This window comes from Pseudoalteromonas sp. CO342X (assembly GCF_004208915.1).
GTDB lineage: Bacteria > Pseudomonadota > Gammaproteobacteria > Enterobacterales > Alteromonadaceae > Pseudoalteromonas > Pseudoalteromonas maricaloris.
On sequence record NZ_SGPH01000006.1, the window covers coordinates 40,895 to 65,588 of the forward strand.

A 24,694-nucleotide genomic window follows, 5' to 3' on the forward strand; every position below is an offset into this window, starting at 1 on the left:
TTAATAGAAAAAGAGGCAGCACAGTGCTTACACTGAATGATTGCCAAGTTTAAATTTACGGAATTCAAGCAATGTTACTAACAGCAACTCTACTAGTCGTGATTATCAACGTGGTGATTATTATTACCGCGGGGGCTAGTTAGTGCTGTAAGAAAAGTATCAGCATAAACGCCCCCCGCACCAAAAGGTTCGGGGGGCGTTTTCGTTTTAGGGCATAAAAAAGGCAACTGAGAGCAGATCATGAGCAATTCAACAACCGGCGCACAACTTGTTATCAAGGTGCTAGAAGAGCAAGGCGTTAAACACGTATTTGGTTACCCAGGTGGTGCCATCATGCCCATTTATGACGCTTTGTATGGTGCGCCAGTTAAGCACTACTTGACTCGCCATGAGCAAGGTGCTGGTTTTGCTGCTGTTGGGTATGCTCGCAGTACAGGTAAGCTTGGGGTTTGTTTCGCCACTTCTGGACCCGGCGCGACGAACCTTATCACCGCACTTGCTGATGCCATGATGGATTCAGTTCCGCTACTGGCTATCACTGGGCAAGTGCCGACCGCAGCTATCGGTTCGGATGCCTTTCAAGAGGTGGATGTACTGGGCATGTCTTTGTCATGTACCAAGCACAGCTACATGGTTGAGCGAGCGGAAGACTTGGCTGAGGTATTACAAGAAGCCATGTACTTAGCGCAGTCTGGGCGACCCGGTCCGGTGTTGGTCGATATTCCTAAAGATATCCAGTTAGCTAAAGTACCTTTTCATCCTTTTGCTGCGCCACAAGACGAACAGCCGAGGGTTTCGCAAACTGAAGTAGCAAAAGCCAATCAATTATTATGCGATGCTAAACGACCTGTTGCTTACATTGGCGGCGGCGTGCAAAGCGCCGATGCGCAGTCACAGCTGATGCAATTTTTAGAAAAGACCCATATGCCGGCCGTATCGACGCTAAAAGCTTTGGGCAGCGTAACACCGGATTATGATTATGACTTAGGAATGCTGGGTATGCACGGTACTCAAGCGGCGAATCTGGCGGTTCAGCAATGTGACTTGTTGGTATGTATCGGGGCGCGATTTGATGACCGTGTAACGGGGAATTTGGCAAAGTTTGCTGCAGGGGCAAAGGTGATCCATTTAGATATCGACCCTGCAGAAGTGGGTAAACGTAAACCCGCCGCCGCTTCGCTTATTGCAGACTTAAAACAGTCATTGCCGCAACTTGAATGTGTGGTTACGAATAGCGAATGGCTAGAGACCATCGAAGCACTGCAACGTCAACATGCGTGGCGTTATGACTATCCTGGTGAAAAAGTATTTGCACCGTATTTGTTAAATCAACTGAGCCAAAAGCTGCCTAATACAGCGGTAGTATGCTGCGATGTAGGCCAACATCAAATGTGGGTGGCGCAGCACATGAAATTCAGTCATCCAAGCAATCACTTAAGTAGTGGCGGCGCAGGCACGATGGGATTTGGCTTACCAGCTGCAATTGGTGCACAGATAGCACGTCCAGATAACACAGTGATCACGGTATCTGGCGACGGATCCATCATGATGAATATTCAAGAGTTGGCAACCATCCGCCGTAATAACCTGCCAGTTAAAATATTAATATTAGACAACCAGAGGCTGGGTATGGTGAGACAGTGGCAGCAACTCTTTTTTGACGGTCGTTACAGTGAAACCGACCTGTCAGACAATCCAGATTTTGTCTCATTGGCTGCCGTATTCGGTATTCCTGGGCAGACAATTACTCATGCAAACCAAGTAGATGACGCCGTTGACGCTATAGTAAATGCGCAAGGTCCCTATATTTTACATGCTTGTATCGACGATAAAGAAAACGTATGGCCGCTTGTTCCACCTGGTGCTGCCAATGATGAAATGATGACGGAGAGCCTTTCATGAAACACCATTTAACCGTTGCAGTAAAACAACAGAGCATCGCAGTGGAGCGCTTTTTACGCGTAGCCAGACATCGCGGATTTCGCTTAACGAATTTGGAATTACAAGGTCAAGATGACTTATTCCACGTCAAAATGACCGTAGATAGTGACAAACCTATCTATTTATTAACCTCACAACTGAGTAAGCTAGTAGAAGTGCAAGCGGTTGACTTGCATACACTACAGAAACAGGCAATTTAGAAGAATTAAGGTAGTTAACAATGACACAAACATCAGAAGTAATTTGGCATAACGGTGAAATGGTTCCTTATTTTCAAGCGACCACCCATGTGCTTAGCCATGCTTTACATTATGGCAGCTCAGTTTTTGAAGGGATCCGTGCTTACGATACGCCAAATGGTCCAGCTGTTTTCCGCTTAACCGATCATATTCAACGCCTCTTTGATTCCGCGAAGATCTACCGTATGGAAATTCCTTTTACCAAAGAGGAAGTAATCGCAGCGTGTAAAGAGACAATCCGCGCAAATGACTTTACCAATGCTTACCTTCGTCCATTTGCATTTTTGGGTCATGTAGGTCTTGGTTTAAACCCGAAATCTCACCGTGCAGACATGACAGTCGCTGCGATGGAATGGGGTGCATACCTTGGTGAAGAAGGCTTAGCGCAAGGTGTTGATGTGTGTGTTTCTTCTTGGAGCCGCCTTGCACCAAATACCATGCCTACCGCGGCTAAAGCGGGTGGTAACTATTTATCTTCACAGCTTATTTCAGGTGAGGCGAAGCGTAATGGTTATGTTGAAGGGATCGCACTTGATGTTAATGGTTACCTAAGCGAAGGTGCTGGTGAGAACTTATTTGTTGTGAAAAAAGGCGTGCTTTATACCCCGCCAACCACAGCTTGTATTCTACCTGGTCTTACGCGCGACACTATCATCCATTTGGCAAAAAAACGCGGTTATGAAGTACGTGAAGAGCCAATCGCTCGTGAAGCGCTTTATCTTGCTGATGAGTTCTTTATGGTTGGTACCGCAGCGGAAGTAGTACCTGTTCGCAGCGTAGACAAGATTACCGTGGGTAATGGTGGTAGAGGTCCAATTACGGAAGAGTTACAGCAGGCCTATTTCGCTTTGGTTAAAGGTCAAGCTGATGACGAAAATGGCTGGTTAGAATACGTAAACGAATAATTTTATTGGAATCGGGGCCAAGCGTCCCGAACAAAAGCGCATTGTAAATTGTGGGAATGAGGAACTCGGCAAAGCCGAGAAAAAGGTGAAGCATGGCTAAATTACGGAGCAAGACAACTACTGAGGGCAGACAACGCGCGGGTGCTCGTGCATTGTGGCGAGCAACGGGAATGACGGACAGTGATTTCCATAAACCGATCGTTGCGGTCGTGAATTCATATACCCAATTTGTTCCGGGTCATGTTCACCTCAATCAACTTAGCGCATTGATGGCTGATGCGATAACAGAAGCAGGCGGCGTACCCCGCGAATTTAATACCATTGCTATTGATGATGGTATCGCTATGGGTCACGGCGGCATGCTTTACTCGCTTCCGTCTCGAGACTTAATTGCAGATTCGGTAGAGTACATGGTTAACGCTCATTGTGCTGATGCCATGGTCTGCATTTCTAACTGCGACAAAATCACCCCAGGCATGCTACTTGCTGCACTGCGGTTGAATATTCCGGTGATCTTTGTTTCCGGCGGCCCGATGGAAGCGGGAAAAACTCGTTTAGCGGATATCGATTTAAAATTGGATCTCGTCGACGCTATGGTAAAAGGCGCAGATCCAACCGTGAGTGATGAGGATTCCGAGCAAGTTGAGCGCTCTGCTTGTCCGACTTGTGGTTCGTGTTCAGGCATGTTTACTGCCAACTCGATGAACTGTCTATTAGAAGCACTGGGCTTAGCGTTGCCTGGTAATGGTACGACACTTGCGACACACAAAGACCGCCAACAGCTGTATTTAGGCGCAGCAAAACGCATCATGGCTTTATGTGATGAGTACTATGGTAAAGACAATGAGCAAGTGCTGCCACGCAACATTGCGAACCAAGCCGCATTTATGAACGCCATGACATTAGATATCGCGATGGGCGGTTCATCTAATACCGTGCTGCATTTATTGGCGGCAGCGCAAGAAGGCTTTGTCGATTTTGATATGAATGACATAGACCGCTTATCTCGTAGCACACCGTTTTTGTGTAAAGTTGCTCCGGCAACACAGCAATATCACATTGAAGATGTTCACCGTGCTGGCGGCATTATGGCCATTCTCAACGAGCTGGCCAGAGGCGATAAGTTGGACCTTTCAGTGGGGCACGTTGCTGGCGGAAATCTAGGTGAAGTTATTGCGCGTTGGAATGCTGCAGACCGTGATAATGAGCGGGCACAAACTTTCTATCGCGCGGGGCCAGCTGGGATCCGCACCACCCAAGCTATGAGCCAAGAGTATCGCTGGGATGAGCTTGATTTAGACCGTGAAGGCGGCTGTATTCGCTCCATCGAGCATGCCTTTAGGCAAGATGGCGGTCTTGCAGTATTGAAAGGTAACTTAGCGCCTGATGGTTGTATCGTGAAAAGTGCCGGGGTGGCCGATGAAATGCTGCGCTTTACGGGGCCGGCTGTAGTATTTGAATCTCAAGACGATGCCGTCGAGGGGATACTGGGTGGCCAAGTTAAGAAAGGTGATGTAGTGATCATTCGCTACGAAGGGCCTAAAGGTGGTCCGGGTATGCAAGAAATGCTGTACCCAACTAGCTATCTTAAATCGATGGGGCTAGATAAAGACTGCGCTTTACTTACCGATGGTCGTTTTTCTGGCGGTACTTCTGGACTTTCTATTGGCCATGCGTCTCCAGAGGCTGCCAGTGGCGGCAATCTGGCGCTGGTTGAAAACGGCGATGTTGTCGCTATCGATATCTATAACCGCAGCATTGACGTTAAACTGGACGACATCGAGTTGGCGCTGCGCCATGAAAGGCAACTCGCTCGTGGTAAAGAAGCGTACAAACCAGTTAACAGAGAACGTTATGTGAGTCCCGCGCTCAAAGCCTATGCGCTGCTTGCAACGAGTGCAGACAAAGGCGCGGTACGTGACTTACAAAAACTAGAGGAGTTAGGCTAGCGATGGTTTCCCAAGAGCTTGATTACTTTAGAGCCATTATTCAGGCGAATGTGGCACCGCTCGTTGAGGTAACGCAAGTGAATCAACTAGAGCAAATGTCAGCCCAGCTTGGTAACCAAATTTGGCTGAAAAGAGAGGACCAACAGCCGGTCTATTCTTTCAAATTGCGTGGTGCGTATAACAAGCTACGTCAGTTGCCGAAAGGATCGCGGGTGTATACCGCTTCTGCGGGTAATCATGCTCAAGGGGTTGCACTAAGTGCAACGCATCTAGGTCAGCACGCCACGATTGTTATGCCTGTGACTACGCCAGAGATCAAGGTCAACGCGGTTCGTAAGCTCGGTGGTGAAGTGATCTTACACGGCCATCACTTTGATGCGGCAAAGCAGTACGCGCTAGATCTTTGTGCAGCGCAAAATGGTGTTTTTGTCCCGCCATTTGATGATAAAGATGTGATCATCGGCCAAGGTACGGTGGCGCGAGAGTTAATTCAGCAACTTGATGAACTAGACGTCGTATTTATTCCCGTAGGAGGTGGGGGGTTGCTTGCGGGAATGGCAGTGTATTTGAAGTCACTTCGCCCTGATATCCGTATTATTGGGGTAGAAGCTGAGGACAGTGCATGCCTTAAAGCTGCACTTGAAGCGGGAGAACCCGTGGAGCTTGAGCGAGTCGGTGGCTTCGCGGACGGCGTGGCGGTAAAGCTTATTGGTACAGAAACTTTTCGATTAGCACAAAAGTTTTGTGATGAAGTCGTGACGGTTAATGCCGATGAAATTTGTGCGGCGGTTCAAGATATTTTTGTGGAGACGAGAGCAACTGCAGAGCCTTCTGGCGCGTTATCAACCGCAGGTTTGAAGAAGTGGCTCACACAAACGGGTGAAAAGGGGCTGAGTGTTGCGGCTATCTTGTCAGGCGCTAATTTAAACTTCGATCGGTTGAGATATATCGCCGAAAGAACGGCGCTAGGTGCTAAACATGAAGCATTGCTCGGGGTGACTATTCCAGAGGAAAAAGGCAGCTTTAAGCGTTTTTGTCACTCTCTTGGTGGCCGAGCGATCACCGAGTTTAATTATCGCTATGCTGGCTGTGGCGAAGCGCAAATTTTTGTTGGTGTTGGGCTTAGAAATGGCCAACAAGAGCTAACCGAGTTAACTGCCTCGTTGCATCAAAATGGCTATCTGTTTGATGACTTATCAGATAACGAACTGGCAAAGTTACATGTGCGATATATGGTAGGCGGCAAACCGCCGAGCGTCATGAATGAACGTTTATTACGGTTTGAATTTCCTGAATATCCAGGCGCATTAGCGCGCTTTTTAGACATGCTCGGCTGTAATTGGAATATTACTTTATTTCATTATCGCAATCACGGTGCGGCACAGGGGAATGTATTAGCCGCTTTTGAAGTAGAGCCCAGTGATTATGAGCGCTTTGATGAACATCTTGCAAAGTTAGCGTATCAGTTTCAAGAAGAAACAGATAACCCGTGTTTTACACGCTTTTTGCATGGCGAGCAGTTAGCAAAGCAAAAGGCTGGATAATAAGTACTGAATTAGGTACGCTGGTCATGAAAGTATCTAATTTTATCAGTGGATTACATGATTAGAAAAAGAAAAAACAAGGACATCTTCATAACGTTAGTTACAAGGCTTGTATTACTTGCGGGCTTATATTTTGGTGCGAGCGCGCTTTGGCCAGATCTGTTCGAACACACACTTTTCTTGCCAATTGCGTTTGCAATAACAGTGATATCGGTCGTATTCCAAGGTGGTACAGGTACCAACAGACGCCCAGAGCAAATGTTATTAAAAGAGGGCGAGAAGTTAATACTCATCTACGGGGCAAATAAAATTATGATGCCAATAGCGCAAGTTGAGTCTGTCGCTATTGATGATAATTACCTTGGGATCATCGAGAAGAATAATGGTAATGGCTATGACATTATGTGCAAAGGCAGCCAAGAGCAGATCTATCATCACCTTAAGAACATACTAGGTACACATATAGAGAATTGCAACGTACAGCTGCTTTGAACCCTAGTCAGTTAAAGTAGTACTTAACTCACTGATATATTCAATACTTATCCAAACTTAATGGCAGCCTGAGCACCTTAAACTATAGTTAGCTATTATCAGTTGAAAAACGCAAGGATATGATGTTTAGGTACTATGTTGCGTTATTACTTTTATTTTTGAGCACTCAAATTGCCGCTCTTGAAAAAGTCACGCTACAGTTAAAGTGGACACATCAATTTCAGTTTGCTGGCTACTATATGGCAAAAGAAAAGGGATTCTATCAAGAAGAAGGATTAGACGTTCAGATCCTTCCTGCCGATCCCAATAATCCTAACGTTGATTTTCGTGTGTTATATGGTCAAGCTCAGTTTGGTGTGTTTCACTCAGGCCTCTTAAAACAAAGACTCAATGGTAAACCCTTTGTGGCGCTTGCAGCCGTGTTACAGTCTTCTCCTTACTGCTGGATGGTGAGGGCTGACAGTGATATTTATGTTCCCCGAGATTTTCAGGGGAAACGCCTCAGCCATTTAGGCCACACTGAAAACGGCGAATTGCTTATGATGTTGCAACGTGCCGGTGTCAACACACAGAAAATGCGATTGTACTCAGGGAGTGCACCGCTACAGGATTTTATCGCTGGCAAATTTGATGCGATGCAAGTTTATAGCACCAATGAGCCCTATACCGTGCAGCAAAGCGGTTTATCGACCCGTGAAATTTGCCCAAAGCAGTTTGGTTTAAACGTTTATGCAGATGTATTGTTCACAACAGAAACCGTGCTAGAAAACCGCCCTGAATTGGTTAAACGCTTTCGTCGTGCGAGCCTTAAAGGGTGGCGATACGCGATGTTGCATTTAGAGGAATCTCTGGCGGTGACTAAGGCGCGTTATGCGACCCAAAAATCTATGGAACAGCTGGCGTTTGAAGCTGAGAAGCTGAGAGAGTTCATCAAGGTGGCTAATATTCCAATCGGAAAAATGTCGACGGCGAAATGGCAATGGATAGCACAGCTATATCACTTAGATCTGAGTCAATTCCATGAACACAAAGCGCGTTTTATCTATTCCGAGGTCAGAAACGAGCAACCACAATTGTCGTGGGTGCTAATTATTGCAACCATTTTGACATTGGTTTGTATCCCTATGTATATCCACTTAATTTTTTCTCGTAAATATCATCAACAATTACGCTAGAATAAGGGTATTGTGTCCCTGACAACTGTGGCTATTGTGGAACCGAGCAAACGCTTTCAACTTCTAGATAAATTATTATTCGATACCCGGCAATATTGGCAAATCGTTGCTTTTGAGCACCTCACTATTCCCTGGCCACAACTGCAATCTGAATTACTGCGGTTAAGCGACGATGCAGTATCAACATTAGACAATGACACTGATGCCCTTTTTACTTTTTTTAGCCGCCATATTCCCGAACTTGAACAACTTACGCTCTTAAGTACTTTACCGCAAAAAGCGGGCCGTAGAGATGAGTTACCATTTTGGCTGAGCAATGGCATAAAAGGACGTAAATTAGAGCAACTTCAAGACTTTGTTGCCGCAGTAAACGAAACCAAAGCATCGGTATTAGAGTGGTGCGCGGGTAAAGGTCATTTAGGTCGATTGCTTTCTTATCATGGCGCACCTGAAGTAAACAGTATTGAGCTTCAAGCGGATCTATGTCGACAAGGAGAAGAAAGTGCGAAGCGGCAAAATCTAAACTTGCATTTTCATTGTGCCGACGTGTTGAAAGATGACATACATCACCACTTTGTTGAAAATCGCCATGGTATTGCACTGCATGCATGTGGAGAATTACATCGTGTATTTATGCACCAAGCGGTGGCGAATGGCATGAAAAAGCTATCGCTCTCTCCGTGCTGCTATCACTTATTTACGCCACCTGATTATCAAGCCATGAGTGTTGAAGCACAGCAGAGTCAGCTCAATTTGTCTCATCATGATATGAAGCTAGCGCTACAAGAGACAGTTACTGCGCCCGGAAGAGTGGCACAAGTACGTAAAAAAGAGGTGAGTTGGCGCTTAGGGTTTGATGCGCTGCGCAGAGAACTTACCGCAGATAAACATTACGTGAGTGTGCCTTCGGTCAATAAGGCTATTTTTTCGGGGTCGTTTAGTGAATTCTGTTATTGGGCAGCTGAGCAGAAGCAGCTCGTCCTACCTGACGGAATTGATTTTGACCAATATGAACGTATTGGGCGTGAACGAAAACAAGTAACGGACAGAATTGAGCTAGTACGACACGTGTTTCGTCGCGCGATTGAGATCTGGTTGGTCCTGGATAGGGTTTTATATCTGCAAGCAGCTGGGTATGATGTCACCCTTAGCACTTTTTGCGAAAAGTCACTCACCCCAAGGAATATTTTGATACAGGCTGAACGTCAGTCGGAGAACCATTAATGTGTAATACGAGCCCAAGTCCACTGAGTCACTTACTCGATAATAATAAACAGTGGGCAGATCGCACCAATGCCAGTGATCCTGAGTTTTTCAAAAAACTGTCGCAACAACAGAATCCAGATTATCTATGGATTGGCTGCTCTGACTCTCGTGTGCCTGCCAACGAGATTGTTGACTTAATGCCTGGAGAGTTGTTTGTTCACCGCAATGTTGCCAATGTCGTTGTGCATACTGATCACAACTGTTTGTCGGTCATGCAGTATGCGGTTGAGGTGCTCAAAGTGGATCACATCATGGTGGTCGGTCACTACGGTTGTGGTGGAGTGCAAGCCGTACTCGATAACGCTAAGTTTGGTCTGATCGATAACTGGCTACGTCATGTCGCTGATGTGAAAGAGAAACACCAAGCGATTATTGAACAAGTGAGCAAAGAAAAGCAGTGTGCGGCGCTTTGTGAGCTAAATGTGGTTGAACAGGTGCGCAACGTGTGTCAGAGCAATATCGTTCAAGATGCTTGGCAGCGAGGTCAAACTTTGACGGTACACGGGTGGGTCTATGGTCTAGCTGATGGTCTCTTGAATGAGGTGGTGAACGCCGTAGAAGATATGGAGCAACTGTCACTTTGCTATGAAAAGTCTCTGCTTGGTGTGAACCAGCGCTATTGCTAGGGTCAACAGAGTTTAGAGATTGCGTGCGCCACAAGCGCACGCCTTACTTTTCAAAGCTTTGGTTGTTTATTCCTGCGAGTCGGATGCTTGGCTGGCAAGCTGCGCTTCTAACTGCGCCACTTTTTCTTCAAGTTCAACCAATTTTTCACGTGTGCGGATCAGCACTTTGCTTTGAATATCAAACTCTTCTCTGCTAACAAAATCCATTTCTGATAATTTGCTCTGGATCGCCTGTTTCGTTCTTGCTTCAAATGTTTCAGCAAGATTTTTTACGCCCTGTGGCATGTTACTGGAAATTTGCTTAGCAATTTCTTCAATTTTGGCTGGATTAATCATCTTCTTACCTTAGCTTGCGAGTCAGTATACAAATTCCATCTTACCTTATGCGCCGCAGACGGAAAAGGTTCGCTTCATAGTTTTACATGGATACGGTAAACTAGCATGCTTAGTTTATAAGAATTCCTCAACCCCTCAGCACTGACAGTTGTTGCCAACATTGTGCCAAGCGAGAAGATAACCGGATTAGTTGCATGAAGCTCAACCCAAAACAAGACGAAGCGGTAAAATATATCAGTGGTCCATGCCTTGTATTGGCAGGTGCGGGCTCAGGTAAAACCCGGGTTATTACCAATAAAATTGCCTACCTAGTGCAGCAGTGTGAATACAAAGCAAAGAATATCGCAGCGGTCACCTTTACCAACAAAGCGGCGAAAGAAATGCGTGAACGGGTGGCACAAACTTTGGGCAAGCAAGAAGCTAAGGGTTTGTGGGTGTCGACATTCCATACATTAGGGCTGGAAATCATTAAAAAAGAGGTCAAGACCTTGGGTTATAAACCCGGCTTTTCCTTGTTTGATGATCAAGACACCAATCAGTTGTTAAGTGAACTCACTGAAAAAGAGCTTGAGCGTGATAAAGACTTACTCAATTTGCTAAAGATGCAGATTGGTAACTGGAAGAATGAGCTTATTTTGCCAGAGCGCGCTATTAGAGAAGCGCGAGAGCCACAAAAAGCGCTATTCGCTCAGCTTTATGCGCGTTATCAAACACAGCTGCGTGCTTACAATGCGTTAGACTTTGATGATCTTATTATGATCCCAACTTTGCTCTTGAATCAGTCGGTTGATGTGAGAGAGCGCTGGCAGCAACGATTCCGCTATTTGCTGGTGGATGAGTATCAAGATACCAATACCAGCCAGTATCAGTTAGTGAAACTGCTCGTTGGTGAGCGCGCACGTTTTACTGTGGTTGGTGACGATGATCAGTCTATTTATTCATGGCGTGGTGCTAAACCGCAAAACTTGGTGCTGTTGAGCAAAGATTTTCCGGGCCTAAGACTTATCAAATTGGAGCAAAACTACCGTAGTGCAGGGCGGATCCTAAAGGCCGCGAATATCCTAATCGCTAATAATCCCCATGAATTTGATAAACAACTGTTTAGTGAACTGGGGTACGGCGACCCGATCCGTGTGATAGCGACTCGTGACGAAGAACATGAAGCGGAGCGTGTGGTTGCGGAGATCATTTCACACAAGTTTATGAAACGTACCAGCTATCGCGACTATGCATTGCTTTATCGTGGTAATCACCAAGCTCGAGTGTTTGAAAAGGCACTCATGACCAACCGTATTCCATACAAAATTAGTGGCGGTATGTCGTTCTTTGCACGCAGTGAAATCAAAGACATTATGGCTTATTTACGATTCCTAGTGAACCAAGATGATGACAACGCATTTTTACGTATCGTCAATACCCCTCGACGCGAGATTGGCCCGGTGACATTAGAAAAGCTAGGTAGCTTTGCCAACGAGCGCCATATTAGTCTATTTGCTGCGTGTTTTGAGTCAGAGCTCGCGGATCGCTTGGCGGGTCGTGGCTTAAATGCATTGATGGGATTTGCGCGCTGGGTGGTTGAGCTTTCCGACCGAGCAACCCGTGGAGATACCTTGGAAGCGGTAAAAGATATGATCCGTGAAATTAATTACGAAGCGTATCTTTACGAGTCATCTCCCAGCGCTAAAGCGGCGGAAATGCGGATGAAAAACGTATCAGAACTATACCGTTGGATAAGTGATATGCTTACGGGAGATGCTGATAACCCCGCGATGACACTGCCAGAAGTGGTAAGCAAACTCACATTAAGAGATATGCTTGAGCGCAATGAAGAGGAAGATGACTCAGATGCAGTGCAGTTATTAACGCTGCATGCGTCCAAAGGTCTTGAATATCCACACGTATTTATGGTGGGAATGGAAGAAGGCTTGCTACCCCACCAAACGAGTATTGACGAAGAAAATGTCGAAGAGGAAAGGCGTTTGGCCTACGTTGGCATCACTCGCGCTCAGCAAACCTTAACATTGACTTATACCAAGAGTCGTCGTCAATTTGGCGAGCAGATCACCCCAGAGCTGAGTCGCTTTGTACAAGAATTGCCGCAAGATGATTTACAAATTGAAGGGAAAAAGCCTGTGGCGACACAGGCAGAACGAATGGAAAAAGGTAAGTCTAACGTTGCAAATTTACGGGCAATGCTAAGACGGGACTGATTCGTTATCAAAACTCTGGATAAAGGCTACACGTTCGTTGCCCTTATCCAGCATTTGCTGTTTGCCAAAAAACAGCTGCAAGCCATGCTTTTCCAGCAAGCTTCTAAAGTTTAAAATCGCAGGACCTCGGGCGATGACCTTAATACTCTTCACCTTAGTAACGGCTAAAATACCTTGTAACTGAACCTCATAACTCGTTTGCTGTAAGACGCGTTTACTAAACGTCGAGCTTAATAAGACATAGGTAAAGTCAACTTGGCTAATTAGGGTTAGATCGCAGCGATCTTTACCAAAATTATTCAAGCCAATTGGGATCCCCATATCGGCCAAGGCTCTGAGATTTAATACTTGCTGACTAGAAGCAAAGCGAATTTCGCTTTCTTCGAAGAGCAAACAAAGTGTTTTGTCTTGCCGCTTAAGCTGCTGCTTTAGCGCGTCAAAATGTGCGCTTTCTAGTAACATTGCAGAGCAACCAAATAGCATATCTTCATCGCGGCTAAGGGCAATTTCTTGCGCTTTGTTAAGTAGGTGCAATTCAATTTCAAGCAGTTGAGATTTTTCTGCGGCAAACTTTTTCAGAATATCAAAACTGGTGCTGCCTAACACTGGATGCTCGCCAAAGGCTTCCAAAAAGCCAATTGGTTGGGCGTTATCAGACCAGTTCACGATTTCCGTACAGCGGAAGTGGGTAGGGAGCTTATCTAAGTGATGCTGCTCTTGCTGCTTTTGAGCATTTGAGCTTGCGGTTAGCAATGGATGATAAAATTCATAGCGACCACGGCCAGCGTTTTTAGCATAGTACATTGCCGCATCGGCATCTCTGATAATTTCATCGGTGTTACGGTATAGCTTATTACTGTAGGTGATCCCTATGCTGGCACCGCTTTGCATGCATACGCCCTTCAAACAGAAAGGTTGCTGCATGACTTTGATAATACGTTTGGCGACATCTTCCGCTTGCTGACGATCGGTTAGGTGATCAAGTAAGATCACGAATTCATCACCAGCAAGTCGAGCTAATAAATCGTGTTCACGAATACACTCTAAGAATGACTGTGCCACCCATACCAAAAACTGATCACCTGCCTGGTGACCTAATTCATCATTAATGTCTTTAAATTTATCTAAATCAATAAAAAGAACGGCAAAGTTATCTTCGGGATAGCGATGATGTTTCTTCAGCGTCTTTTCGAGCTGAGTTAAAAACAAACTACGGTTTGGGAGACCCGTGAGTGAATCATGATGCGCATCATGATAAAGCTGTTGCTCAATCTTTTTACGCTCTTCCATCTGCATTTGCAGGTGTAAATTGGCTTGTTGTAGCTCTTTAGTTTTTTCCGCAACTCGATGTTCTAACTGCTGGTGACTGATCTTAAGCGCTTGGTTCGCTAGGTGCGTTTGTAGTACAGAGGCAATCTGATTAGATACAAAAGAGATCAGCTCAACATCATCATAATTAAATTCGTGTTTGTGCTCATAAGCCTGACATGCGATCAGGCCGATGACGCCAGTAGCGGTTTTTAATGGTGCACCAAGCCAACTCGTTGCAGCAAGCTTGTGATTATAGCCTGCGGGGCGCTCTACTGTGCCTTCGAGTGCTAAGGCTTTGGCACGGGTACTGTCTATTAACTGGCTTTGCTCAGTACGAATGACCAGCTCACTATACCCTTTTGCAAATGGGCGAGGGTTATAACTGGTTTTTTCATCAACGCTATACGGGAAGGTAAGCCAATTCGTCTCTTTATCGTAAAGCGCTATGTAGAGGTTGTCGGCAAAAGTAATAGAACGAATAATGTCGTGAACTTGTTGGTAAACATCGTCAATATCGGAGAACTGGGTTGCTAATTCAGAAATCTTGAATAAGATTTGCTGTCTTTCTAGCGCACGCTTGCGGTTTTCTATCTCTTTATTAAGTGCTTCATTACTTTGCATTAGTGCCCGCGTGCGAATTTTCACTTCAGACTCTAGTAACTCACGTTTTTTAACGCGTTCGATCGCTGTGGCCAGATACAGTGACATTACTTCAAGCAATTCAACTTGATGATCGCTGTAGGATTGCTCGGCTTCGTAGCTTTGCGATACCATAACGCCAATAATTGCGCCGTCGCGGTAGATAGGTACGCCCACCCAATGCTCCGCTTGACTGCCCATTATCTTAAACTCGCCAGCATTGGCTCGCGATAGCATGTCATCTTTGGTGAGATAAACGGTTTCGCCGGTTTTAAATACAAAACCAGTCACACCATCTTTAAAGTGATGTGCTTCATGAAGTGGGACAGAAATACCGTCTTTCTCATCAACAAAATACGATAGCTCAAGCGCTTGAGTAAAGCGATTTTGCAGGACAACGTAAAAGCTTTTGCTAGGTAAATATTGAGATAGAATATTGTGGATTGCGGGATACAACAGGGTAAGCTCAGCAACAGTACTAGCCTGTTCTGATAACTGAATTAATGTGTATTGAAGTTGAGACTTTCTTTTATACTTTTTGAGTAAAGACTCTAATCTGGCGGTTCGCCGAGATAGTCTCCTAACCTGTTGCTGTGGCTCTTCCAATGACGAAACCAGTTCTTATTGTTGTTTAATTATTGAGCTTAATAGTTTCACTTTTAGCCGAGGCGGTCAAGTGTAAATTTCTCATTCATGCTCGCTTTATAAAGTGATATCAAGCCAGCGTTAATCACGGCTTTTATGGCACTATATTGAGACGAAAATGCAGCGATAAACGCTGCACTGTCCAATAAGTCTTTCTACCCTAAATAGAGAAGTTGAAATACTTATTTGCTTGTCATGAAATCGATTGCTGCTGCAATCTCATCATCCGAGCAGTTCATACAAGTACCACGAGGAGGCATTGCATTGAAGCCATTGATCGCATGGTCTAGTAATACGTCTTTACCTTTCGCTAGGCGCGGTGCCCAATCGTCAGCTGTTTTTGGTGCGCCTAATGCGCCAGTGCCGTGACAAGCAAAACATGCTGCTTGATAAACCTGCTCACCTGAACGAGGTCCTGATGGCTCGGCTTCTGCAGCACTTTCAGCACCAGCTAAATATACTGAGCCGATAGGCTGAAGACGTTTCTTAATCGCTTCTTCAGTTAAAGAATTGTCGTATGGTTGCGCAACTGCGGCTGTTGATAGCAATAAAAGTGCTGCTGAAAGTTTCTTCATTTACCTTGCTCACTTCGTTTGAACGTGTTCAATCACGATAATGGATGACGGAATTATTGGGATTATAACGTCACCTGTTCATTTATAAAACGTAAACTTGAGTATAAATGGTTAAAACCATTAATTTATTGCGTTAGGGCAAGCTTTTCTGCCTAAATTTGCAATCGCTCAAGGCCGAAAAGCGAGTTGTTCGGCCTTGGCGTTTTCCTTTACTAATACGAATGGGTGGGGGAGGTGATCGCCTCTATGCCATTTCGATTAACTTCGTCACCGCCTTTTCGATGCCAGTCGCGGCTTCAAGGATGGATGACGCCAGCATATATGCCGGTGTACTAATCACTTTTTCATTGTCATCAACGACGATCTCGGTCACTTCACAATCCACGTGCTTTGCACCAAGCGTATTAACTGCCGCTGCGGTATCAACATCATTGCCTATGGTCGCGAGTGTACCCGGTGTGTGGATATGGGCGATGAGTGCTGGCGCAATGCACAAATAAGCGATAGGTTTTTGCTGATGATTGAACTCACGACATACGCGCTTTACGCTTTCAAGAATCGTAGAATCTGCGCCTTTAAAAGCAAAATCAGAAAGATTCTTTGCTACACCAAAACCTCCTGGTAATACCAAAGCATCGAATTCGTCAGCACTTAATGTTTCCAGATCTGCAATTTCTCCGCGTGCAATGCGGGCGGCTTCAACAAGAACATTACGACGTTCATCTTGTTCTTCACCGGTGATGTGATTGATCACATGGAATTGATCAATATTAGGTGCAAAGCACTGATAGCTTGCCCCTGCTTTTTCAAGATTGAGTAGTGTTAATACTGACTCGTGGATCTCGGCACCGTCGAATACTCCACAGCCACTTAAAATTACCGCTACTTTTTTCATTCATTTCTCCCTTCAATGTCACATCATGCGCGCTATATGCATAAAAAGAATTATGCACGAATTAAAAAATTATAAAGGATCTTCTATGATCTTTGATCAATTGTGTTAGTATACTCCTCCGCTTGAGAAAATCAGGCTATTTTTTACTCACCCAGATTGTTAAGCGTGACTAAAAAAATTCTTTATCCACAAAGCGGTAAAGATAATAACAATAAAAAAGGCACAAAAAGCGCAAGTAAATCAAAGTTTTAATTTACACTCTGACTTTTAAAACAAAGTTTCGGAGCGATTTTTCGTGTTTGTCTACAAAGTTATCCACAGGTGCAGCACGATTTATCTAAATGATGAGATAACGCGAAACTCGTTTTATCTTGTGCCTTGTGGCATCCTTACATTCTACTCCACAAAAGACTAATTTAGGATCCAATATTTATGTCTCAGATCCCTCAAAATCCGTTGATCTTGGTTGATGGTTCTTCCTATTTATTTCGTGCTTATCATGCGCCACCACATTTAACAAATTCAAAAGGTGAAGCAACTGGTGCGATCTACGGTGTGATCAATATGCTTAAGAGTTTGCTTAAGCAATATCAACCAAGTCATATGGTAGTAGTCTTTGACGCTAAAGGGCCAACTTTCCGCAACGAAATGTATAGCGAGTATAAAGCGCATCGCCCGCCTATGCCGGATGATCTGAGAACGCAAATTGAGCCGATCCACGAAATAATTAAAGCAATGGGCCTGCCACTGGTAAGTATTAGTGGTGTCGAGGCCGATGACGTGATCGGTACATTCTCTAAAATAGCGTCAGAGCAAAGTCGCCATGTGCTAATCAGCACTGGTGATAAGGATATGGCGCAATTGGTCAATGAACATGTCACGTTGATCAACACAATGACAAATACGATCTTAGACCCTGAAGGGGTAGTGGATAAGTTTGGTATTGGTCCTGACTTGATCATCGACTATCTCGCGTTAATGGGAGATAAAGTCGATAATATTCCGGGCGTACCAGGCGTTGGTGAAAAAACTGCATTGGCGATGCTTCAGGGGTTAGGCTCTATCGATTCGCTCTACGAAAACTTAGACAAAATTGCTGATTTAGGTTTTCGTGGCTCAAAAACCATGGCGAAAAAACTAGAGGAACACCAAGCGCAGCTAAAATTGTCGTATGAATTAGCCACTATTAAGCTGGATTGTGAAGTAGAGCAAGACTTAGAGCAATTTAAGATAGCTGAGATGGATAAAGATCGCTTAATCGAGCTATATGGTCAGTGTGAATTTAAGCGTTGGTTAGCTGAATTGCTGGATGGTCAGTCACAAGCTGATATCGTTGATGTGGAGGCTGAAGGGTCGGCGCCTGCAGCGGCGCAGGTCGACACCCAATATGAGACTATTTTGACAAAAGCACAGCTTGATGAGTGGGTAACTAAGTTAAAAGCAGCCCAGCTCATCGCTTTTGATACTGAAACCACCAGTGTTAACTATATGCAGGCGGATCTAGTTGGAATGAGCTTTGCGGTTGCACCGGGCGAAGCGGCTTACTTACCAATCAATCACGATTATGTGGGAGCGCCCGAGCAGCTTTCTCAAGACATAGTGTTTGAGATCATGGCACCACTACTTGCAGATCCTCAGATCAAAAAAGTGGGTCAAAATTTAAAATATGATCAAAGTGTGCTTGCTCGTGCAGGGCTTGAACTGCAGGGGATCGCTTTTGATACCATGTTGGAGTCATACGTATTTAACAGCGTAGGAACTCGCCACGATATGGACTCCTTGGCGCTAAAATATTTAGGCCATAAAACCATTAGCTTTGAAGATATCGCTGGCAAAGGTAAGAATCAACTGACCTTTAACCAAATCGAGCTAGAAAAGGCGGCACCTTATGCAGCGGAAGACGCTGATATTACACTGAGATTGCATCAACACCTCTGGCCGTTAATAGAAAAAGAAAATCGCCTTAAGCAGGTATTTACAGAGATTGAATTACCGCTGCTGAGCGTACTTTCTCGCATTGAACGTACTGGTGTGCACATCGATGGCGATATGCTAGCGAAGCAAAGTATCGAGATTGAAAAGCGCTTAGGTGAGCTTGAACAACAAGCTTTTGAAATTGCAGGTGAGGAGTTCAACCTGAGTTCAACAAAGCAACTACAAGCGATATTGTTCGACAAACTTGAGCTACCAGTGATTAAGAAAACGCCAAAAGGCGCGCCTTCAACAGCCGAAGAAGTGCTACAAGAGTTGGCGCATGATTATCCACTGCCAAAACTTATTATTGAGCACCGTGGCTTAGCTAAGCTGAAATCAACCTATACCGACAAATTACCAAAATTGGTTAATGCGGATACCGGTCGCGTGCACACTTCTTACCATCAAGCCGTTACCGCAACGGGCCGCCTAAGCTCAAGCGATCCTAACTTGCAAAATATTCCAATCCGTAACGAAGCGGGACGTCGTATTCGTCAGGCATTTGTTGCCGACAATAATAAACAAATCGTCGCGGCGGATTACAGCCAAATCGAGCTTAGGATCATGGCACATTTGTCACAAGACAAAGGGTTGTTGAGTGCCTTTGCCGAAGGTAAAGATGTACACAGCGCAACAGCGTCTGAAGTGTTTTCCGTGCCGCTTGAGGAAGTGACTTCTGATATGCGCCGAAAAGCTAAAGCGGTTAACTTTGGCTTGATCTATGGCATGAGTGCGTTTGGTCTGTCACGTCAGTTAGATATTCCAAGAAATGAAGCGCAACATTATATGGATATGTACTTTGAACGCTTCCCTGGTGTATTAGAGTATATGGAGCGCACGCGTGAAGAGGCTGCTGATAAAGGGTATGTAGAAACCTTATTCGGTCGCCGCTTGTATCTACCGGATATCAATGCGCGTAATGGCGCTCGCAGAAAAGCAGCAGAACGTGCAGCCATCAACGCACCGATGCAGGGCACTGCGGCGGACATCATCAAAAAAGCGATGATTAAAGTGGATGAATGGCTACAAAGCTGTGATAGCAATGATATCCAGTTGCTCATGCAAGTGCACGATGAATTAGTGTTTGAAGTACACAGTGATAAAGTTGCTGAATACAGTGAAAAGATCTGTGAGTTGATGAGCGCTGCGGCAGCACTTGATGTACCGTTACTAGTTGAAGCCGACAGTGGTGACAACTGGGAACAAGCACACTAGTCGATATTAAAATCTACCCGAGTTGCACTATTCGATTAGACTAGTGCAACTTCATTCATGTTTGTTTGCAAGTATACACTAGCAGCATAGCGTCTTAATTTTGTAGCTCCTGTTAATCCCTAGTAACAAAAAACAAATTAACGTTGAAAGTTTATCAAATTGGCTCAAGTTTTGCTTTTTGGTGTTTATTTCTGGACGTCTATTTGTTAGAGTTCGCGCCGTCCTCATCCTGTAGGACATCCTGTTGATGATGTATCTCTCGAAAGAGGATACAGTGTATTGATAGCTTCTCCCCAGATTGCTATAGCGGCTCGTAACTTTTACGGGCCGTCTTTTTCTTCTCTTTTCAAAGATGATACCAATTGATGTAACTCCCCAATCAATGTGCAGGTGAAACCCCTATTAACTTCGTTAAAAATTTATCGTTTAGGGTAGCTAAATCACAACATTTTTGCTTGGCTACTAAAGCTATTTTCTCGCTATAAAGTGAATACGATGGGCGTAAAAGTATTCCAACATAACGACGAGTTTATGATTAAAGGTTTATTTAATTTGCACTGCGTTTTACACTGAGCGCTCAAATGCAATTCACTCTCATTTCATAAGGAAGTCGTCATGCTAAAGTACCTTCTTTTAGGTAGTGCACTTATTTCTTCTCAGGCGTTCGCAGCTTGGCAATTTAATCAACAACAAAGCGATGTTAGTTTTGTGTCTGTGAAACAGACTAGCGTTGCAGAAGTACATCATTTTAAAACGATAGATGGTACATTATCTGCTAAAGGCGAGCTTGAGGTTAATATTGACCTGGCAAGCGTTGAAACGATGATCCCGATCCGTAATGAACGCATGCAAAAGATGCTGTTCAATGTAGCGCAACACCCAAAGGCGAAAGTTAACGCTGATGTTTCTGAAGTGCTTGCTAAACTTAAAGCTGGTACACAAAAAATCAATGATGTAACAGCAACATTGACACTGCATGGTCAGATCCAAAAGATCAGCCTAGACTTATTAATAACGAAAAGTGCTAATGGCTTGGTGGTTACACCGGTAAATGCATTTATTCTCGATTCTAAGCAGTTTGGGTTAGATAAAGGAATTGAAGCGCTACGAGAAATCGCGGGTCTGAAGACTATTGCGACTAGCGTGCCTGTTAGCTTCAACTTGGTTTTTGATGAACAAAATTGATGCGTTAATCAAACAGTATGTTACGACTCATGCGCCGACCGAAAATTGGTCGGCGCCGTCGTGCGGTTTTTCTGACATAAAAATTGCAGCGGATGGTCGTTGGTTTCATCAAGGGCGTGAAATTAAACGGCAATCGCTAGTTGCCTTGTTTGCTAGTGTTTTAACCTTTGATGGTCAACAGTATTGGTTAAAAACACCTGCAGAAAGTTGTGAGATAGAGGTGCTTGCTCATCCTTTTATCATCGAGCAATGGCGTTATTGTGATGAAGCATCAGCTTTGGAGTTATCACCGTGTATTATCGCGATAGATAATTTAGGCCGTGAATGGCCCATTTGTGATGTGTTTCCATTAGCGCTTGAGCATGTTAATGGGGGAGATATTCCATTTCTCACACTCAATTATGGTTTAACCGCTAGAATTTCACGAAATGTCTATTATCAGTGGGCTGAATTGCTCGAGGAAGATAAAAAAGGCTTTTATTTGATGTCGGCAAAGACGCGCTTTTATCTTAGCTAAGCGCGCCTTACGTTAGTGAATTGGTATTACTCGCTTGCTTCCTCTTGAGCTTCTTTGACAAACGGACCTAAATACCAATCATCCAGTTTCCACGCCAATTCGTTCAATCCGATACCTTTCAAAGAAGAAAACGCGTGAACAGTGATATCACCGTCTATTTCAGATAGCGCACGACGTACTTGTAGTACTTCTGCTTTGCGCTTACCTTGTTTTAGCTTATCGGCTTTGGTCAACAACGCCAATACTGGTATATTGCTGCCAGTTGCCCAGTTGATGAGATCCATATCGAGATCTTTAAGAGGGTGACGAATATCCATTAATACCACAATCCCTTTAAGACATTTGCGGCGTTGTAAATATTCACCTAATGCTTTTTGCCATTTCTTCTTCATCTCTAATGGGACTTTTGCAAAGCCATAGCCAGGTAAATCAATCAAACGCTGATCTTCACCTAGAGAAAAAGTATTAATAAGCTGAGTCCGGCCAGGTGTTTTACTGGTGCGTGCCAGCTTTTGGTCTGTAAGCGTATTGAGCGCGCTCGACTTACCAGCGTTAGAACGACCCGCAAAAGCAACTTCAATTCCAGTGTCTGGTGGCAGTTTACTGATATCTGGGGCACTTGTGATAAATTGTGCCTGATTGTATTTAACGCGAGATTTTAGCACGCTGACTCCTAACTGATTAAACTTTCGCGGATGGAATTGCGTATTTTATAACAGTATGACGGAAACCAAAAGCATTGTGAGGTTTGTTCTAAATGCCGCTTTTGTTGCTAATTGGCCGAAGCGTCGTCCCAATATTAATTAATCTAGGTCAAGTCCCTATAAATTATAAGCTTAATATGGGCAGAAAACGTGCCAGAGAAAGTAATATCGTGTAGAATGTAGAAATTGCAATGTCAATCTAAAGTGTATACCTATCAGTAGTCACTACTGAGCAAGGCGTATTTAGATGGATCGGTGCTGTTTGGCGTTATATTTGCTAAGTTTGCATGTATGATTCATCTGATTAACATAACAACCTAATTAGTACTGATTGGTATTATTTGCCCGAGCAATAAAGAGAGCGACTTTATTTGCGAGGGTACAAATTACAGGGTCGGAAACAGAGAATTTACCATGAAAAAAATAGCATTAACTTTAACAATGTTGCTTGGTACGTTGTCAGCAAGCAACGCATCGGCATTCGATGGTGACGCGGAAGCAGGTAAAGCAAAGTCTGCAACGTGTGCAGCATGTCACGGTCCAGATGGCAATGCCCCTGTGACTATGTATCCTAAAATCGCAGGTCAGCATGCAGATTATATCTACAAGCAGCTACAAGAGTTTAAGCTAGGTATGACGTCTGGTGGTAAAGAAGGGCGTATGGATCCTGTGATGAGTGGTATGGCTATGCCGCTGTCAGATCAAGATATGAAAGATTTAGCCGCCTATTTCTCTTCTTTATCTATGTCTGCGGGTTCAACGCCGGAAGATGTTGTTGCTGTAGGTCAGAAGCTATATAAAGCCGGTGATGCTGAGCGTGGTATTCCAGCTTGCGCTGCGTGTCACGGTCCTCGTGGTAACGGTACTTCTTTAGCTAAGTTCCCTAAAGTGTCATTCCAGCACCCTGAGTACATCAAATCTCAGCTTGAGAAGTTCCGTGATGGCACTCGTAACAACGACATGAATGGTATGATGCGTGATATCGCGCAGAAGCTTACAGACAAAGACATCGAAGTATTATCTAAGTACTTAGGTGGTCTACACTAAAGTCGTATAGTGAGTTTACCTCTCTCAGTGTAAACTCTTACTATTGAAAAAAGGGCAGCATAGGCTGCCTTTTTTTGTTGTTGAGGTTGTGAGATATATCTCACTTTTAATGTAAGATATTTGCTTGTGCAACATGTGAGTTTTAGCTTATTTTTAAGCTCTTGTTCAGTGTAAGTTTATGTAATTCATCTTTTTTCTGTTTAATTAAAAAAATTAAGGTAAGAAATTTGTTATTAAACAGTTGTAACTCAAGCTCAGGAGCGTAGATTATTCGTTGTCGCCAAGCAATACAAAAAAAGGGACAATTCGATACGGAAGCGTAGGTGGCAAAGTTATGTATCTAGTTGGATACGAAGGACTATCAAGAAAGCGTCAGGAAGACCGAGAATAAGAAAATCACGGAAGTCTCATAATAAAAACAATATGGAAAGTGTCACGGAAGTCTAAAATAAAAACAATACGGACGACAATAAAATAAAAAGAATAATAATAAGGCTTAAAAGTCGAAGGGAGAAGTGTCCAGTTGTGACGCTCAGATTAGTAGGCGGTAGAGAGTGATCTCTGCCGCCTTTTTATTTGGTTGCCTCTATTATACCTGATACAATAGCCGCCTTATTAAGCAATCACTGTTGACCATTGCAAGATTCAACTCTATTCAGTTGTGGCCTGTGCCAAGGTAATCAGCTTGAAGCCTACCATCAAGACAAGTATCGACTGTACTGGCAATGTCAAACCTGCCAGTTGGTGATGGTTGATCCCAAGTCGAGATTAACACCAGCTCAAGAAAAGGCCATTTATGATAGCCATGAAAACGATCTGGCCGATGAAGGCTATCGTCGCTTTCTAGCACGAGTGGCGGATCCACTGTTGGCACGTTTGGCGACACCAAGCCATGGCTTAGATTTTGGCTGTGGGCCCGGCCCGCTGCTTGCGAAAATGCTTGAAGAAGCAGGGCATCAGGTGGCTTTGTTTGACCTGTACTATGCTAATGATACCAGTGTACTGACTCGTCAGTACGACTTTATCGTCAGTACAGAAGTGGTGGAACATTTAGCAGAACCTGCAAAAGTATTAACGCAATTGTTAGCATGCTTAAAAGTGGGAAAGCCGCTGGCATTGATGACCAAGCTTGTCATTGATAATGCACGCTTTGCGAATTGGCACTATAAAAATGACCTAACGCATATTTCATTTTTTAGCCGGGAAAGCTTTGCGTATTTTGCCGCGCAGCAGGATTGTGAATTAGAATTTATTGGGAATGATGTCATCATTCTCACCAAGCGTAGTTAACGCGAGAATTTTGG

20 protein-coding genes are annotated in these 24,694 nt (G+C 44.3%); 15 read left to right on the top strand and 5 right to left on the bottom strand.

All coding sequences use genetic code 11. The annotated features are described in order from the left end of the window. The first annotated feature begins 240 nt into the window (after window positions 1-240). The 9 genes from ilvG (at window position 241) to can (ending at window position 10,137) form a co-directional block, all read left to right on the top strand. On the top strand, window positions 241-1,902 hold the full coding sequence (ilvG, locus tag EXT47_RS01065) for an acetolactate synthase 2 catalytic subunit (protein ID WP_010607765.1): 1,662 nt from the start codon (window positions 241-243) through the stop codon (window positions 1,900-1,902). Then, complete coding sequence (gene ilvM / locus EXT47_RS01070; protein ID WP_010376329.1) at window positions 1,899-2,141, top strand: acetolactate synthase 2 small subunit; 243 nt, start codon at window positions 1,899-1,901, stop codon at window positions 2,139-2,141. Before ilvG ends, ilvM begins: the two co-directional genes overlap by 4 nt. 20 nt (window positions 2,142-2,161) lie before the next feature. Then, window positions 2,162-3,085 carry a branched-chain amino acid transaminase gene (locus EXT47_RS01075; protein ID WP_010607766.1) on the top strand — a complete coding sequence of 308 codons (924 nt, stop codon included), beginning with the start codon at window positions 2,162-2,164 and terminating at the stop codon, window positions 3,083-3,085. 92 nt (window positions 3,086-3,177) lie between these two features. Continuing rightward, a complete protein-coding gene (gene ilvD / locus EXT47_RS01080) occupies window positions 3,178-5,034 on the top strand; it encodes a dihydroxy-acid dehydratase (protein WP_039494633.1) in 1,857 nt (618 codons plus the stop codon). Window positions 5,035-5,036: 2 nt separating this feature from the next. Next, the gene (gene ilvA / locus EXT47_RS01085) at window positions 5,037-6,578 is read left to right on the top strand and encodes a threonine ammonia-lyase, biosynthetic (protein ID WP_130125743.1); all 1,542 of its coding nucleotides are present in this window, start codon (window positions 5,037-5,039) and stop codon (window positions 6,576-6,578) included. A 57-nt stretch (window positions 6,579-6,635) separates the two neighbouring features. Continuing rightward, window positions 6,636-7,070, top strand: coding sequence for a hypothetical protein (locus tag EXT47_RS01090; RefSeq protein ID WP_039494631.1), 435 nt, complete (start codon window positions 6,636-6,638; stop codon window positions 7,068-7,070). A gap of 122 nt (window positions 7,071-7,192) precedes the next feature. After that, entirely contained in the window at window positions 7,193-8,245 is a 1,053-nt protein-coding gene (locus tag EXT47_RS01095; protein ID WP_039494630.1) for an ABC transporter substrate-binding protein, read from the top strand. A 27-nt stretch (window positions 8,246-8,272) separates the two neighbouring features. Beyond that, the gene (locus EXT47_RS01100; RefSeq protein ID WP_039494629.1) at window positions 8,273-9,469 is read left to right on the top strand and encodes a methyltransferase; all 1,197 of its coding nucleotides are present in this window, start codon (window positions 8,273-8,275) and stop codon (window positions 9,467-9,469) included. Next, entirely contained in the window at window positions 9,469-10,137 is a 669-nt protein-coding gene (gene can, locus EXT47_RS01105) for a carbonate dehydratase (RefSeq protein WP_045990427.1), read from the top strand. The genes EXT47_RS01100 and can overlap by 1 nt, the downstream gene beginning before the upstream one ends. Window positions 10,138-10,203: 66 nt before the next feature. On the opposite strand, the gene EXT47_RS01110 is transcribed toward can, so the two are convergent. Beyond that, window positions 10,204-10,473 carry an accessory factor UbiK family protein gene (locus EXT47_RS01110; protein WP_010376312.1) on the bottom strand — a complete coding sequence of 90 codons (270 nt, stop codon included), beginning with the start codon at window positions 10,471-10,473 and terminating at the stop codon, window positions 10,204-10,206. Window positions 10,474-10,667: 194 nt separating this feature from the next. On the opposite strand from EXT47_RS01110, the gene rep reads away from it, so the two are divergent. Further along, window positions 10,668-12,683, top strand: coding sequence for a DNA helicase Rep (rep, locus tag EXT47_RS01115; protein WP_039494625.1), 2,016 nt, complete (start codon window positions 10,668-10,670; stop codon window positions 12,681-12,683). On the opposite strand, the gene EXT47_RS01120 is transcribed toward rep, so the two are convergent. The 3 genes from EXT47_RS01120 to elbB all read right to left on the bottom strand — a co-directional run bounded on the left by EXT47_RS01120 (window position 12,669) and on the right by elbB (window position 16,748). After that, the gene (locus EXT47_RS01120) at window positions 12,669-15,239 is read right to left on the bottom strand and encodes a diguanylate cyclase (protein ID WP_039494623.1); all 2,571 of its coding nucleotides are present in this window, start codon (window positions 15,237-15,239) and stop codon (window positions 12,669-12,671) included. The two genes, rep and EXT47_RS01120, sit on opposite strands and share 15 nt — an antisense overlap. A 221-nt stretch (window positions 15,240-15,460) precedes the next feature. After that, a complete protein-coding gene (locus EXT47_RS01125) occupies window positions 15,461-15,853 on the bottom strand; it encodes a cytochrome c5 family protein (protein WP_010376308.1) in 393 nt (130 codons plus the stop codon). 244 nt (window positions 15,854-16,097) lie between these two features. Further along, the gene (gene elbB, locus EXT47_RS01130) at window positions 16,098-16,748 is read right to left on the bottom strand and encodes an isoprenoid biosynthesis glyoxalase ElbB (protein ID WP_039494621.1); all 651 of its coding nucleotides are present in this window, start codon (window positions 16,746-16,748) and stop codon (window positions 16,098-16,100) included. A 432-nt stretch (window positions 16,749-17,180) separates the two neighbouring features. Here elbB and polA point away from each other — a divergent pair, with 432 nt between their 5' ends. The 3 genes from polA to EXT47_RS01145 all read left to right on the top strand — a co-directional run bounded on the left by polA (window position 17,181) and on the right by EXT47_RS01145 (window position 21,639). Beyond that, the gene (polA, locus tag EXT47_RS01135) at window positions 17,181-19,937 is read left to right on the top strand and encodes a DNA polymerase I (RefSeq protein WP_039494619.1); all 2,757 of its coding nucleotides are present in this window, start codon (window positions 17,181-17,183) and stop codon (window positions 19,935-19,937) included. 615 nt (window positions 19,938-20,552) lie between these two features. Next, entirely contained in the window at window positions 20,553-21,122 is a 570-nt protein-coding gene (locus EXT47_RS01140; protein WP_069018828.1) for a YceI family protein, read from the top strand. Then, on the top strand, window positions 21,109-21,639 hold the full coding sequence (locus EXT47_RS01145) for a DUF1285 domain-containing protein (protein ID WP_039494614.1): 531 nt from the start codon (window positions 21,109-21,111) through the stop codon (window positions 21,637-21,639). Before EXT47_RS01140 ends, EXT47_RS01145 begins: the two co-directional genes overlap by 14 nt. Before the next feature lie 26 nt (window positions 21,640-21,665). On the opposite strand, the gene yihA is transcribed toward EXT47_RS01145, so the two are convergent. Next, window positions 21,666-22,304: a ribosome biogenesis GTP-binding protein YihA/YsxC gene (yihA, locus tag EXT47_RS01150; RefSeq protein ID WP_017219189.1), complete on the bottom strand. Its 639-nt coding sequence runs from the start codon at window positions 22,302-22,304 to the stop codon at window positions 21,666-21,668. A gap of 453 nt (window positions 22,305-22,757) precedes the next feature. Here yihA and EXT47_RS01155 point away from each other — a divergent pair, with 453 nt between their 5' ends. Together EXT47_RS01155 and EXT47_RS01160 are read left to right on the top strand one after the other, a co-directional pair. Next, complete coding sequence (locus EXT47_RS01155; protein WP_039494612.1) at window positions 22,758-23,390, top strand: cytochrome c; 633 nt, start codon at window positions 22,758-22,760, stop codon at window positions 23,388-23,390. 636 nt (window positions 23,391-24,026) lie between these two features. Beyond that, a complete protein-coding gene (locus tag EXT47_RS01160; protein ID WP_045990431.1) occupies window positions 24,027-24,680 on the top strand; it encodes a class I SAM-dependent methyltransferase in 654 nt (217 codons plus the stop codon). Window positions 24,681-24,694: the final 14 nt, after the last annotated feature.

Bases quoted from the DNA above. Each gene is read 5' to 3' on its own strand.
- ilvG (WP_010607765.1), top strand. From the start codon at position 241: ATGAGCAATTCAACAACCGGCGCACAACTTGTTATCAAGGTGCTAGAA.
- ilvM (WP_010376329.1), top strand. From the start codon at position 1,899: ATGAAACACCATTTAACCGTTGCAGTAAAACAACAGAGCATCGCAGTG.
- EXT47_RS01075 (WP_010607766.1), top strand. From the start codon at position 2,162: ATGACACAAACATCAGAAGTAATTTGGCATAACGGTGAAATGGTTCCT.
- ilvD (WP_039494633.1), top strand. From the start codon at position 3,178: ATGGCTAAATTACGGAGCAAGACAACTACTGAGGGCAGACAACGCGCG.
- ilvA (WP_130125743.1), top strand. From the start codon at position 5,037: ATGGTTTCCCAAGAGCTTGATTACTTTAGAGCCATTATTCAGGCGAAT.
- EXT47_RS01090 (WP_039494631.1), top strand. From the start codon at position 6,636: ATGATTAGAAAAAGAAAAAACAAGGACATCTTCATAACGTTAGTTACA.
- EXT47_RS01095 (WP_039494630.1), top strand. From the start codon at position 7,193: ATGTTTAGGTACTATGTTGCGTTATTACTTTTATTTTTGAGCACTCAA.
- can (WP_045990427.1), top strand. From the start codon at position 9,469: ATGTGTAATACGAGCCCAAGTCCACTGAGTCACTTACTCGATAATAAT.
- EXT47_RS01110 (WP_010376312.1), bottom strand. From the start codon at position 10,473: ATGATTAATCCAGCCAAAATTGAAGAAATTGCTAAGCAAATTTCCAGT.
- rep (WP_039494625.1), top strand. From the start codon at position 10,668: ATGAAGCTCAACCCAAAACAAGACGAAGCGGTAAAATATATCAGTGGT.
- EXT47_RS01125 (WP_010376308.1), bottom strand. From the start codon at position 15,853: ATGAAGAAACTTTCAGCAGCACTTTTATTGCTATCAACAGCCGCAGTT.
- elbB (WP_039494621.1), bottom strand. From the start codon at position 16,748: ATGAAAAAAGTAGCGGTAATTTTAAGTGGCTGTGGAGTATTCGACGGT.
- polA (WP_039494619.1), top strand. From the start codon at position 17,181: ATGTCTCAGATCCCTCAAAATCCGTTGATCTTGGTTGATGGTTCTTCC.
- EXT47_RS01140 (WP_069018828.1), top strand. From the start codon at position 20,553: ATGCTAAAGTACCTTCTTTTAGGTAGTGCACTTATTTCTTCTCAGGCG.
- EXT47_RS01145 (WP_039494614.1), top strand. From the start codon at position 21,109: ATGAACAAAATTGATGCGTTAATCAAACAGTATGTTACGACTCATGCG.
- EXT47_RS01155 (WP_039494612.1), top strand. From the start codon at position 22,758: ATGAAAAAAATAGCATTAACTTTAACAATGTTGCTTGGTACGTTGTCA.